The following is a 13057-nucleotide window of genomic DNA, read 5'->3' as shown; positions in this document are numbered from 1 at the left end:
ATATGCCATCCCGCTAACGCGGAATGAGGCTCAGTGTGGTACAGGAATCAAGTGCGGGGCGGTCGCCATACCCCTGACGGGGTTTGTACTGGATGGGAGTCTAGGGAGAAGGACAGTACGAGGGGGCTGGATAAGGTGATAGGAGGCTTGATGATGGAGACTTGCAGCATGCCACCAGTCTTGCACTCCTGACCTGACTTACAGGGTTTGCCGTGCTCGGTGGGACTTTTCATGTCCTGGCAGCAGTCTTGCTCCATGCCGTCCATCATCGCCATGCCCATGGTTTTCATGGGGCAGGGCTCAGTCGGCGCCTGAACACCCGCCATCCCGCTGAGGGGGAGCGCCAGGCTAATCAGGAAAATCAGGCAAAACCGTAGGTAGCGTTTCATGGGCTGCAGTGTAGCCGGTGGAAATGGCCCTTACAATTCACCTTCTAGACTCCTTAGTCGGCTGTCACCAACCTCTATTCCGCGCTCATTTCCATTTCCGGACTTAAAGTGCCTAACCATGCGACAAGACAAATTATGACGACTGCCATTAAAAACTCGAGTGTCATGCTGCGGCGCAAGGCATTGACTGCGGCAGAGTATTCTCCATTTCGAACTGACCGCTCCAATACCGGACTTAGGTGAAAGCGGTTCAGCGTGGCTAAAACGATCATCCCAGCAAAGAGCAATATTTTCAAAAACAGCAGCTGGCCATAAGTACTGAGCATCACTTCATCGAGATTTGGACCAATGACAAACAGGTAATTCACTACGCCTGTGATGCTTATGATCACTACGATTACAGCGCCGGCCGATTCAAAACCAGTCAGCACCCGTGCAAGAATTCGAGCTTCCTGTTCGCCCTTTAGCGATTTCAACCGCAGCAGTAGAGCGAATGCCAATAGAGCACCCAACCAGCCACCGGCGGCTAAAAGATGGAATATATCGGTGATGAAATGCCAGTAGCGTCGGCTGCCTTCATCCATGGCGCCGTGCCCTGTCCATGCCAACGTCGCCAACGCAATCGCTCCGCATACGGTGACGATCCAGAGACTGGGTGTCGGAAATCGCTTATTCAACGCGACGCCAATAATTGCCATCACCAAGACAGCTATTCGGACCATCCAGGTCAACCCGACGTCGGTCCCCATGAGGACCATTTCAAAAATATGGTGATGTAGCTCCATAAGCTCCGACACACCGCTCATTGCTTTCGCAAGCAACAACATGGCGACAAGGGATAGAGCTACACCTGCAACAGAAGTACCGTAAAGAAGCGACTCAAAATTCAAGACCGTGCCCGATACTCTTTCCTTTCCCCTGAGGCTGTACAAGCCGAAAATTGCCAATCCGAATAACAACATCAGGTCGAAATAAAGAGCAAAGCGAACCACAATATTTATTGAGTCGCTCATAAATCATTTCACTTTAAATGAGAAGTTGCCGGTGATCGGGTGAGTGTCCGAGGAAACAGCACGCCATTCGACTTTGTAGGTACCGGTGGTCAGAGGTGCTGCCGGTGTAATCACCATCGTTTTCGGATCACCGCCACCAGCGACGGCGGCCTTAACACCCATTGGGGAGTTCGGCATGCCAGGCATATCGGTCATGATCAGTTTTGCACCGGAAAACTGAGTGGTGAGATTCTCAGAAAAGTGCAGTTCAATTTTCGAAGGGGCCGCCGCATTCGAGCCTTCTGCCGGAGTAGAAGAAAGGAGCTTTGGATGTGCTTGAGCAACTGCACTCAGAAGCAAACCAGCGGTAAGTGCAACAGCTACGGTCGTAGTTTTAAGGAATGACATGCAAGACTCCTCACAGCAAGAGCTGTTGATTCGAGGTTTGTTTGGGAATATCTAATTTTTACTTTTCGATTCTTGTTAAAACCACTGATGATTAGCTAGTAGCCTCCGTGTTCTAGGTCAGGTTGAACACGAGAAACTCACTAGACCCCAACGTCACAGTGCAAGAACACGATGCCACACGAACGCAAACTGTTCGATTACATTTCAGTCAGCTTGACGCGGTGTTTGGCCTCGAATTGGCGGGCGTAGCGAGACTTAAAGACGAGACCGCGCGCCCCAGATACTAGGGTTCTCACTCATTCAAAAATAACGAAAGTGGACGCTGGGCGCAGGCTGAGAGATCGCCGTTGATCACAAATGCGCCGTTGATCAGCTGACCTTCAAGTCAACACTAGGAAACTCTAGATGAAAGGCCGTTTTCCCGTCACATGATGTACACCAGATTTTGCCATCATGCGCCTCAACAATTGATCGGGTAATCGACAGCCCTAGCCCTGCGTTGCTTGGACTCCCTTCTCGCCGCGCTGGGTCCACGCGATAAAAACGATCGAAAAGCTTCTCAAGATGTTCGGGGGCAATGGGTTCTCCGTGGTTCTCCACGACGACCAATACCGACATCTCCTTCTGGAGGATTTCGACACTGATCGTCTTCCCTTCAGAGGTGTAGCGAAGCGCGTTAGAGAGCAGGTTAGAAATCGCTCTGTGGAGCATAAGAACATCGCCTCGGACGCTGCCCCTTCCTGAAACCTTGAGTTCAATCCCCCGCTCATCAGCCAAAAGGCGGTAGTACTCAAGCAATTTTTCCACGACTTCCACCAGGTCTATTGGTTTGTTCTCGTGTGTGATCAGACCGTTGTCAGATTTCGCCAGAAAAAGCATGTCATCAATCATCCGACTCATACGCTTCAAGTCATCAAGATTTGAGTACAGGTTGTCTTCGTAGTCCTCAATATTCCTTTTTCTTGAAAGCACCACTTCGGTGTGGGTCATCAAGTTGCTCACGGGGGTCCGTAGCTCGTGGGCAATGTCTGCGGAAAAGTTCGATAACCGGACAAATGCATCGTCGAGCCTGGACAACATTGCGTTAAACGACAGCACCATTTGCTGAAGTTCTTTCGGAACGGGTGCTAAGGGGATGCGCTCTTTGAGTGATTTTGCTGACATTGAGGCAGCGACCCGCGTGACCTGGCGAATGGGCCGCATGCCACTGCTTGCTACCATCCAGCCGAGTGCAGCACTGACCAATGCGCTGATCACCAACCCTATCCAAAACCATCGTTCAAGCGTCTCGAAAAAGGACATATGCTGAGTAACGTCAAAGATCAAAATGACTGTCAACGGCTTGTTTTGCCCCGTCACAACGGCTTGTGCCGTCACTCCACGGAACATCTGCCCTTGCTCCCGCCACTCCCAGACGTTGTTGTTTGTGGTTGTGCGGAACTCCTTCGGAATATCTACCGGACCGGGATCAGCAAACAGCAGCTTGCCGTCACTATCGATTATTAGGGCAGTCAAATCACGGTGAGCCCCCAGCAGCGCCTCCAGCTCAGGCTTAAATTCGCTGAATTGATCGATGCTGTTCAACCCGGACAAAATTCTCTGGGTCGAGTGGAGCTTTTCGTTCAATGCCTGCTGATCCAGCATCTTAAAGTGATGCCGGCTGAGGTTATTGAAACTGAGTCCGGCGACCGTGAGCACGGCCGTTACCGCGAGCATGAACATCAGACTCATGCGGGTCGTCAGGGACATTCGGTTCATTCCGATTCCGAATCAGGCGCGTCGAGCATGTAACCCATTCCCCTTGAGGTATGAATCAACTTGACCTCAAAGTCGTCATCTATCTTGGCCCTCAACCTTCTCACTGCAACCTCGATAACGTTGGTATCGCTGTCGAAGTTCATATCCCAAACCTGGGAGGCGATAAGTGACTTTGGCAGCACCTCCCCTCGACGTCGTAGCAACAGCTCAAGCAACGCAAACTCTTTGGCCGTAAGGTCTATGCGCTTACCTCCACGAATGGCCCGACGCTTGAGCAGGTCCACCTCCAGATCAGCCAATTTCATATAGGTTTGCGAGGGAGCGCCGTTACCCCGACGCAGCAACGTTCTGACACGGGCCAGCAATTCAGAAAATGCGAAGGGTTTGATCAGGTAATCATCTGCCCCGAGTTCAAGTCCTTTCACTCGATCTTCAACGCGGTCTCGCGCCGTGAGGAAGAGCACGGGAACATCTTTTCCGGATGCACGAACCTTCTGAAGTACTTCCCAGCCATCCAGCCCAGGCATCATGACGTCTAGAATCAGCAGGTCATAGGCCTCGCTCAAAGCGTGCTGAAGCGCCACTTTGCCATTGGTAAAGCGATCCACATTGAACCCCGCCTCCGTGAGTCCTTGCTGCAAATAGATACCTATTTTGGGTTCGTCTTCAGCAACCAGAAGTCTCATGAGGGTGGCTCTCGGATAATGATGAAGCGCAGTCTGCAACGAAACACGCCAGCCAACCAGCAACTGACAGAAAAGTAATATTGGCTTCAGGTAGATGTCAGCGAGCGCTGTCTAGGGTTCAAGCATGAGTACTTCCTGGTGCTCGACCGACTCTTCAGCATGAAACGTTTGGGAGCCGGAAAACAATTCCATAAGGAGTTGCCCCATGAATCGCCTGAAAATGCTGTTTTTTGTGAGCTCGATACTCGTCTCAGCTTCTGTATGGGCTGAAAGTGGCGGAGACCGGGTGATAGAGCGTATGGAAGGCCTGCGCGACAGGGCTGAAGCCGTACTGATTCAAGCTGAAAAAGCCCCTGAAGGACAGCGTCATGTCCACATGGCCGAGCATATGAAGATGCTCGGCGACATCATGAGCCAACTCCATAAAGATCATCCAGACGCATCAATGCCACCTCAGCAGCACCTCGCCTGGATGGAAAAGCACGACAAAATCGTCGATGACGTTTTGAGCCAAATGCAGCGCGAGCACAAATTGATGCTTTCAGAGTGCCATCAGTAATAAGTGCTCGACGCATTTCTTGGTTAGAGCTGATTAACACGGCGTCACCTGAACGCCGTGTTTTTTTTGAAAACTGACAGAAATGTAGTGTTCAGGTCAGTTAACTGGCAGCTCCGTGTCTTTAGCATAGCCAGTGCTCCCACTCTTACTCTCGAGGTCACTATGAAAGCTAAGCTCGTTTCCCCTGTCATCGCAGTATTCACTCTACTCTTCGGTGCTACGGCTATGGCCAGCGCAGGGCATGGAAAAGAGGACATCGGTCAGCCCGGAGTCGCCTCTGAGGTTACCCGTACGGTGGACGTCGAGATGGGCGATGTTTTCTTCAAACCTGAAAGCATCGACGTAAAGCCTGGTGAAACTATTCGATTTGTCCTTCGCAATGAGGGTTCGCTGCTGCACGAGTTCAACATCGGCAAAGCCGCTGCTCATGCAGCACACCAAAAAGAAATGGCAAGCATGTTCCAGAACGGGACGCTTAACCCCACCGGTACCGGGAAAACGATGAGCGGTATGAGCCACAGCATGGGTGGAATGAAGATGGTCGGAATGGAGCACAACGACCCGAACAGCGTCCTGATTGAGCCTGGCGCAACCCAAGAGCTGATCTGGACCTTCAACAACAGCACAGGCCTTCAGTTTGCCTGCAACGTGCCGGGGCATTATCAGTCAGGGATGGTTGGTCCGTTTGACCTGAAGTAAGCCGGAGCTGGCTGCTAACACCGCTTCGACGCACGAGTTGGCTACGCTCTGTCGCAGAGATCACAGCAACGCTCGCACAGTGGGGTTTAGATCATGAATAACCATCAGCATCCGGATGGAAACACCACCGCACCATTTTGGAGGCGCAAAACAGGCGTTGTACTAATCATGCTCATTGCGATTGGTGCCTTCTACGTGTTGCGGGAGCATTTCAGCCACGTTTATCCATTTTGGCCTTATCTGATTCTGTTGATCTGTCCATTGATGCATTTTTTTGGACATGGACATGGCGGACATAGCCATGGCGATCAGGCAGCAACCCACAAGGACGAAAAAGGGAAATAGCCATGCCTACCATATCGAGCCACCACGACCACAGTCACGCCCATGCTGCTCCGCTCAATGACGATGATCTACGTGACCCGGTGTGCGGAATGGCAGTCACTTCATCAAGTAAATTTGGTGAGTCTTATCAGGGACAGACATATCAATTTTGTAGCCTGAAATGCCAGGAGAAGTTTCGAGCTGATCCTGAACGCTTCAGCGGTAATGTTTCGAGCGCCGAATCCCGCGTCACCACTCCAGAGTCTGCGGTACAAACAGGCACTGAGTTTACCTGTCCGATGCACCCGGAAATACGCCAGCCCGGACCCGGCAACTGCCCTAAATGTGGCATGACATTAGAGCCGGTCATGCCCGCGCTCGATGAAGAAGAAAATTCTGAACTCCGGGATTTCGCCCGCCGCTTTTGGTGGTCGCTGCCATTAACCGTGATAGTGACCGTGCTCGCCATGGCGGGACACTCGTTACAACTCCTCCATGGCTCGATCCAAAACTGGATCGAGTTCGCTCTGGCGACACCGGTGACTTTATGGGCAGGTTGGCCCTTTTTTGTAAGGGGCATAGCCTCTATTAGAAATCGCAGTCCAAACATGTGGACTTTGATTGGTTTGGGTACCGCCGCAGCCTACCTTTACAGCGTCATGGCAACGCTCTTACCCCAAAGCTTTCCCGCCACCTTCATGCAAGATGGACGTATCGGCGTCTACTTCGAAGCCGCCGCGGTCATCATCTCGCTCACCTTGCTTGGGCAGATTCTTGAGCTCAAAGCCCGATCGCAAACTTCCGCCGCCATTAAGTCCCTACTCGGCCTGTCGCCCAAAACCGCACGCCGGATCAATGCCGATGGCCAGGAGGAAGACATTCCTCTCACCCATGTTCACCTAGGAGACCACTTGCGGGTCAGACCGGGTGAAAAGGTACCCGTTGATGGTTCAGTAATAGAGGGTGAAAGTGCGGTGGATGAGTCCATGCTCACTGGCGAGCCAGTTCCGCTAATGAAGAGAGCTGGAGATAGCCTGATCGGCGCCACGCTGAATACACATGGGAGCTTGGTAATGGAGGCGCAGAAGGTCGGCGCCGAGACTATGCTGTCACAGATCGTACAGATGGTCGCTCGGGCTCAGCGCTCCAAAGCACCAATGCAACGAATGGCCGACTCGATTGCCGGCTACTTTGTGATGGGTGTTATCGCGATTGCGATACTGACATTTGTCGGTTGGGGGCTTTTTGGCCCTGAGCCCAGTTGGGTGTTTGGTCTGATCAACGCTGTCGCCGTGCTGATCATCGCTTGTCCCTGTGCGTTGGGTCTTGCTACGCCCATGTCGATCATGGTTTCGACAGGTAAAGCAGCCAGCATGGGCGTGCTGTTCAGGGATGCCAGTGCCATCGAAAACCTTTGCAAGATCGACACGCTGATTGTCGATAAGACAGGCACCCTGACAGAGGGACGGCCAGTGTTTCACAGTGTGGAGGCCACACCCAGTTTCAATCCCCACGATGTTCTTCAGCTGGCTGCCAGCCTTGATCAGGGCAGCGAACATCCCTTGGCTCATGCAATCGTCGATCACGCCCGAACCGAGAACATTAAGCTCATCAAACCAGAATCCTTTGAGTCTGGTTCAGGTATCGGGGTCAGTGGCATTGTTGATGGCAAGAAGATCCAGCTGGGGAACACCGCGTTAATGGAAGCCGCAGGCGTGAGGACCAAGCCCTTACAAGAGCGTGCAGAGCTTTTGCGTCTTGATGGCATCAGCATCATCTACCTCGCAGTCGACGGGGTATTGGCAGGGTTGTTGGCAGTATCAGATCCAATTAAGCCGACCTCCAAAGAAGCAGTCACCAAGCTCAAGGCTGACGACATCAAAATCATCATGGCTACTGGCGACGGGCTCACCACCGCTCGGGCTGTCGCCAGGGAGATGGGGATTGAAGAAGTCCACGGTGAAGTGAAACCTCAGGATAAGGAGCGTCTGGTCGCAGACCTCCAGCAATACGGCCGGAAGGTCGCTATGGCTGGTGACGGTATCAACGATGCTCCGGCCCTGGCGCGAGCAGATGTGGGCATTGCCATGGGGACAGGGACTGACGTTGCGATGAATAGCGCGCAACTCACGCTGGTAAAAGGCGACCTGATGGGGATTTTACGAGCAAGGGCTCTTTCGGTCGCAACAGTAAAAAACATGCGGCAAAACTTAGGTTTCGCCTTTCTTTACAACTCGATGGGTATCCCTCTAGCCGCAGGCCTGCTCTATCCACTGACTGGGCATCTCCTGTCGCCGATGATCGCTGCCATAGCCATGAGCGTCAGTTCTGCATCTGTAGTTTTCAATGCATTGAGACTGAGGAATACCCGAATTGACTGAGCTTCAATTGCGAAATTGCAGCGCACTTGCCATGCGTTTGCATACGACCTGACCAGTCATTTGCATTTGACTGACCACCGATTGCAGAGGATTTGACCAACCAGACATCAAAGCTGAGGGGCTCATAACGGCCAGTTCCGGTCGTTCGCCAGTCCCGTCGAGCAGTCATTCCAACGGCTGATCCGCTCCGAAACTTGCCCGGTAGAGACAATGCCGTTTCGCTGACCTTAACTGGGGCGAAAACATTCCGGAAGTAATGCGACCAACCTCACTTGTCTGTCGCCATTACATCTGTCTGCCATTGCGGGCAGCGATCGCAACGGTGGTCGGCGAATCAGCAAGTGAAACGAATTGTCGTGTCGCCCCATCAAGCGCATCGATGCAACCCGCCTCGATGTCGTAGACCCAGCCGTGCAGATTCATACGCCCCTGCTCGAGCGCGAGTGCCACCGATGGGTGCGTACGCAGATTCGCCAGTTGCGCGATCACGTTTTCGCGCACGAGGCCGTCGAGCTTCGCGCGAGGCGTGTCGAACTCATGCGCCCCGTTAATCGCTTTCGCGGCGTCCGAGTGACGTAGCCAGTTAGCGACCGCCGGAAGATGGTCCAGACACGTGCAGCGTGAAATCGCGCCCATCGCTCCGCAGTCCGAGTGGCCGCAGATCACGATGTCCTGTACGCCCAGCACTGCGACCGCATATTCGACGGTAGCCGAGACGCCGCCCGGTTCGGGACCATACGACGGCACAATGTTACCGGCGTTGCGAATTACGAACAGCTCGCCCGGTTCGCGCTGTGTAAGGAGTTCAGGTACAACACGACTGTCCGAGCAGGTGACGAACAACACCTTCGGATTTTGTGTCGTCGCGAGCTGCCTAAAAAGCTCGACGCGTTGCGGATAAACCTCGCGCTGAAAGCGCAGAAAGCCGTCAATAATGTCACGCATGGAGTCCTCCAAACCTGCCGGATGCCGGATGCTGGCACGAGCCCTCGATATGCCATCGCGCCGCTGTGGTCGTCATTATCGCAGACCTCCCGCGCCTTGGCTGCACTCGATCAACGATGGACTTCGAGCCGCGACCAGCGCGGCGGATGTCCGATGCACCCCGGCAGCCACCATTTATCTATCGCTGGCCTGCAAGGCGAGTGAATTGCCCCGTTTTTTATAGACATCCCATTGCTTCTGGCCGTTCTCTGCCGGACATGGCCAAGAAGCGTACTGGTCGAATACGATGCAAATGGTTGGTCAGGTCAAATGCAAACGGGTGGTCACGTCTGTGCAATTATCCATCAATGACGCTTGCAACTCGAAACAGATAACTGTTGACCTTACTATCGTGTGAACGTTGATGCTGTCGGTGCGGTGAAAAGAGACCGCTCAGCACGAGAGGAATAACCATGTTCGTCTTAGATGTATCAGGCATTGGATGCGGCAGTTGCGTCAGCAAAATCACCAAAGCGATTCAGTCACTGGACAACGAAGCTACGGTTTCCGTGGACCGGTCAGCCGGTAAGGTGAGTGTTGAAAGCAGCGAAAGCCCAGAGCAGATTCGTAAAGCTGTCGAGGCGTTAGGTTTTCCTTCCCAGATCAGCGCTTGAATGCTGACACCTGCCCCTGGTCAGAGCCCCGTATGCAGATGACTTCCCTTGGTGAACCCTCAGGGAGTACCGAAGCAGCCGCGTCGGCCACAATTACCGCTCGCAAGCCCTTGCCCTACTAATCACCTCGCAGAGCTTTGAGCATTCCTTTGAATGCTCCATTCAACCGAGTAAAAGCGGCGTCGAAACGTATTCCATTTTCTGTGTACTTTGCGACCTCGACCTGCTGATCGACAGTATTTTGATCAATGGCAGGTTGAGCCGGAGTGCTGTAAAGCAAAGCACCTCCGTAAATATCACCTACTGATTCTTTTTCGGTAATGTGTTTTACATTTGTTGTTTTCAAAGAAAACGGAGTAGCAGGAGTTTCTTTTGTCTGGCTTGCAAGCACAGTAGAAAAATCTAAATCTTGAGTCTTGAGTCTTGAGTCTTGAGTCTTGAGTCTTGAGTCTTGAGTCTTGAGTCTTGAAGTTCATTGCATCAGCGTTTGCGATATTGTTACTCAGAATCTCAGCTCTTGGACTACGATAAATTAACGCTCTTTCTGCGGAGCCAAGCGCTTTCTCAAAATTAATACTCACACTCAATCCCCCTCAGTAACGCTACTATTTTCCATGAACACAGAACACTTAATTGTTGAATCGGTGCGTCCAGGTACACATACGCAGTACCAGTGCAAAGCCTAAAAAAAGTCTTCACCTTGAGAGTTAACGGAAACTTACAAAGTTATGCACATCAAACTAAGACTCAGTAAATAGCGGTGCGACGCTGGAAGATCGAGACCTTACGGATTAAATAGCGTGTTCCTAAAGAGAAGTATCGCAACCTGACACAACTGTAATATTCACCTAAGGTTCCTGACAGGGGATGAGTCTTATAGTCCTATTGAGCCTTAAGCTCTACCCTAAGAATCATCACTTGATGTGGATTCGGGGTTACCAATAATCATCCGAGGAAATTCAAATGACCCCCATCAAAACTTTGTTCGTCATCGCAGCCCTGACCGTCTCTTCTTTGGCAATGGCTGAAGGCGGTGGTGACCGGGCGTTCGCACGTATGGAAGCGGCTAGGAGTAATTCAATGGAATCGTATCAAGTAGCCCAAAAGCAAAGCACCCAACCTCCCATCGCAGAAAGCCAAGCCAAAGCGATGGACCACAAGAATTGCTGAATAGCTTGCTGCGCTCCCAAGCTGACAGAAATGTAATCACTGTGGTGGTTCAAATGTGGCAATTTCTGAGCTCGCTTGCCGTAAGTACTCGTTTTTAGTGACGGCGAGCGAAGCTCATTCGGGCTCATCACAAAACCCCGAGAGAGTGCCTTCAACCTGTTTGAGCAACTCATTGGTTGCTTCGCACGGCTTCCCTTTCGACTGATCGGACATAAACGGCATGCATTCCAAAACCTCTAGGCGGACATTCGTTAAAGGCCTGGCCGCTGGTGGCATTCTCGGCGGCCTTGGTCTGTGGCGCACGCCCGTATGGGCAGTAACCAGTCCCGGTTTCCCGAATGTACTGACCGGCAATGAATTTGATTTGTTCATTGGCGAATCTCCAGTGAACTTCACCGGCTCGGCGCGCACGGCGATGACCATCAACGGCTCTTTGCCGGGACCGCTGCTGCGCTGGCGCGAAGGCGAGACGGTCACACTGCGTGTGAAAAACCGCCTGGGCCAGGACACCTCTATCCATTGGCACGGGATCCTCCTGCCGGCAAACATGGACGGTGTACCGGGCTTGAGTTTCCACGGCATCGCGCCCGATGGCATGTACGAGTACAAATTCAAAGTCCATCAGAACGGTACGTATTGGTACCACAGCCACTCGGGTTTGCAGGAACAGGCAGGTGTCTACGGTCCAATCGTGATCGATTCGAAGGAGCCAGAGCCTTTTCAATACAACCGCGATTATGTGGTGATGCTGACCGACTGGACCGATGAAGATCCTGGTCGCGTCATGGCCAAACTCAAGAAACAGTCGGACTACTACAACCACCACAAACCTACCGTCAGCGACTTCATCAACGATGTCAGCGAGAAAGGCTGGTCCGCGACAGTGGCGGATCGCAAGATGTGGGCCGAAATGAAAATGAACCCCACCGATCTTGCAGACGTCAGTGGGGATACTTACACCTACCTCATGAATGGCCAAGCTCCTGACGGTAACTGGACCGGTATTTTCAAACCGGGCGAGAAGCTGCGCCTTCGCTTTATCAACGGCTCGGCCATGAGCTATTTTGATGTCCGTATCCCAGGCTTGAAAATGACCGTGGTGGCCGCCGACGGCCAGCACGTCAACCCGGTCAGCGTCGATGAGTTCCGCATTGCCGTGGCAGAAACCTATGACGTGATTGTGGAGCCTGTCAGCCAGGAGGCTTACACCATTTTCGCCCAGTCCATGGATCGAACCGGATATGCCCGCGGAACCCTGGCGGTACGCGAAGGGCTCAAGGCTACCGTTCCAGCGATCGATCCACGTCCTCTTTTAACCATGGATGATATGGGGATGGGAGGAATGGATCACGGCAACATGGAAGGCATGGATCACAGCACCATGAAACCGGGCGACATGGCCGGTATGGACCACAGCAAGATGGCGGAAATGGACAAAGGCGACATGTCCAACATGGCCGGCATGGACCACAGCAAGATGGCGGGAATGGACAAAGGTGACATGTCCAACATGGCCGGCATGGACCACAGCAAAATGGCAGGGATGGGCGGTATGGGGGGCGAAATGCAGACTCACCCAGCGTCCGAAACCAACAACCCCTTGGTTGACATGCAAGCCATGAACCCAACGCCAAAGCTAAACGATCCAGGCATCGGTTTGCGGAACAATGGTCGTCGAGTGCTCACCTACTCAGATCTGAAAAGCACTTTCCAAGACCCTGACGGTCGCGAACCCAATCGCACCATTGAGCTTCATCTGACCGGTCACATGGAGAAATTTTCGTGGTCCTTCAACGGAATCAAATTTTCTGACGCCGAGCCGCTTCGTCTGAAGTATGGGGAGCGTCTTCGCATCACCCTGGTGAACGACACCATGATGACCCATCCCATTCACCTTCACGGCATGTGGAGCGACCTTGAAGATGAGAACGGCAAGTTCATGGTGCGCAAGCACACAATCGACATGCCACCAGGTACCAAGCGCAGCTATCGAGTTACCGCTGATGCCTTAGGTCGCTGGGCTTATCACTGCCACCTGCTTTTCCATATGGAAATGGGCATGTTCCGAGAAGTACGGGTTGATGAGTAAAGGA

At 52.7% G+C, this 13057-nt stretch carries 13 protein-coding genes and 1 pseudogene; 7 read left to right on the top strand and 7 right to left on the bottom strand.

Annotation, left to right across the window (positions count from 1 at the left end):
• Positions 1-47: 47 nt before the first annotated feature.
• The 5 genes from ACYZUA_RS12975 to ACYZUA_RS12955 form a co-directional block, all read right to left on the bottom strand.
• Complete coding sequence (locus ACYZUA_RS12975; RefSeq protein WP_102595279.1) at positions 48-389, bottom strand: hypothetical protein; 342 nt, start codon at positions 387-389, stop codon at positions 48-50.
• Positions 390-463: 74 nt separating this feature from the next.
• Positions 464-1402 carry a copper homeostasis membrane protein CopD gene (gene copD, locus ACYZUA_RS12970; RefSeq protein WP_151141750.1) on the bottom strand — a complete coding sequence of 313 codons (939 nt, stop codon included), beginning with the start codon at positions 1400-1402 and terminating at the stop codon, positions 464-466.
• 3 nt (positions 1403-1405) lie between these two features.
• Positions 1406-1789 (bottom strand): copper homeostasis periplasmic binding protein CopC, encoded by a 384-nt coding sequence (gene copC / locus ACYZUA_RS12965; protein WP_019821291.1) that lies wholly within the window; start codon positions 1787-1789, stop codon positions 1406-1408.
• Positions 1790-2158: 369 nt separating this feature from the next.
• Positions 2159-3547, bottom strand: a complete 1389-nt coding sequence (locus tag ACYZUA_RS12960) for a heavy metal sensor histidine kinase (RefSeq protein WP_048377464.1) — start codon at positions 3545-3547, stop codon at positions 2159-2161.
• Positions 3544-4233, bottom strand: a complete 690-nt coding sequence (locus tag ACYZUA_RS12955; RefSeq protein ID WP_024078225.1) for a heavy metal response regulator transcription factor — start codon at positions 4231-4233, stop codon at positions 3544-3546. The genes ACYZUA_RS12960 and ACYZUA_RS12955 overlap by 4 nt, the downstream gene beginning before the upstream one ends.
• Positions 4234-4438: 205 nt before the next feature.
• Between ACYZUA_RS12955 and ACYZUA_RS12950 the strand changes: the two genes are divergently transcribed.
• From ACYZUA_RS12950 to ACYZUA_RS12935, 4 genes are all read left to right on the top strand, one after another.
• Complete coding sequence (locus ACYZUA_RS12950) at positions 4439-4792, top strand: co-regulatory protein PtrA N-terminal domain-containing protein (protein WP_048377465.1); 354 nt, start codon at positions 4439-4441, stop codon at positions 4790-4792.
• 162 nt (positions 4793-4954) lie between these two features.
• A complete protein-coding gene (locus ACYZUA_RS12945; protein WP_461963385.1) occupies positions 4955-5491 on the top strand; it encodes a cupredoxin domain-containing protein in 537 nt (178 codons plus the stop codon).
• Positions 5492-5584: 93 nt separating this feature from the next.
• Positions 5585-5836 (top strand): DUF2933 domain-containing protein, encoded by a 252-nt coding sequence (locus ACYZUA_RS12940; protein WP_102595275.1) that lies wholly within the window; start codon positions 5585-5587, stop codon positions 5834-5836.
• A 2-nt stretch (positions 5837-5838) separates the two neighbouring features.
• Positions 5839-8196 carry a heavy metal translocating P-type ATPase gene (locus ACYZUA_RS12935; protein WP_461963384.1) on the top strand — a complete coding sequence of 786 codons (2358 nt, stop codon included), beginning with the start codon at positions 5839-5841 and terminating at the stop codon, positions 8194-8196.
• Between the two features lie 285 nt (positions 8197-8481).
• Here the strand turns inward: ACYZUA_RS12935 and ACYZUA_RS12930 are convergent, their stop codons facing one another.
• Positions 8482-9141 carry a carbonic anhydrase gene (locus ACYZUA_RS12930; RefSeq protein WP_048377468.1) on the bottom strand — a complete coding sequence of 220 codons (660 nt, stop codon included), beginning with the start codon at positions 9139-9141 and terminating at the stop codon, positions 8482-8484.
• A gap of 452 nt (positions 9142-9593) precedes the next feature.
• On the opposite strand from ACYZUA_RS12930, the gene ACYZUA_RS12925 reads away from it, so the two are divergent.
• A complete protein-coding gene (locus tag ACYZUA_RS12925) occupies positions 9594-9794 on the top strand; it encodes a heavy-metal-associated domain-containing protein (RefSeq protein ID WP_019821359.1) in 201 nt (66 codons plus the stop codon).
• Between the two features lie 118 nt (positions 9795-9912).
• On the opposite strand, the pseudogene flgB reads toward ACYZUA_RS12925, so the two are convergent.
• Positions 9913-10375, bottom strand: a pseudogene (gene flgB / locus ACYZUA_RS12920) (flagellar basal body rod protein FlgB).
• 382 nt (positions 10376-10757) lie between these two features.
• Between flgB and ACYZUA_RS12915 the strand changes: the two are divergent.
• Both ACYZUA_RS12915 and ACYZUA_RS12910 read left to right on the top strand, forming a co-directional pair.
• Complete coding sequence (locus tag ACYZUA_RS12915) at positions 10758-10964, top strand: co-regulatory protein PtrA N-terminal domain-containing protein (protein ID WP_461963383.1); 207 nt, start codon at positions 10758-10760, stop codon at positions 10962-10964.
• A gap of 220 nt (positions 10965-11184) precedes the next feature.
• Positions 11185-13053, top strand: a complete 1869-nt coding sequence (locus ACYZUA_RS12910) for a copper resistance system multicopper oxidase (protein ID WP_461963382.1) — start codon at positions 11185-11187, stop codon at positions 13051-13053.
• Positions 13054-13057: the final 4 nt, after the last annotated feature.

The sequence above is a fragment of the Pseudomonas sp. LS2P72 genome, from assembly GCF_054897865.1.
Note: the sequence above shows the minus strand (reverse complement) of the source record. Positions and strands in the feature narration are given on the sequence as shown.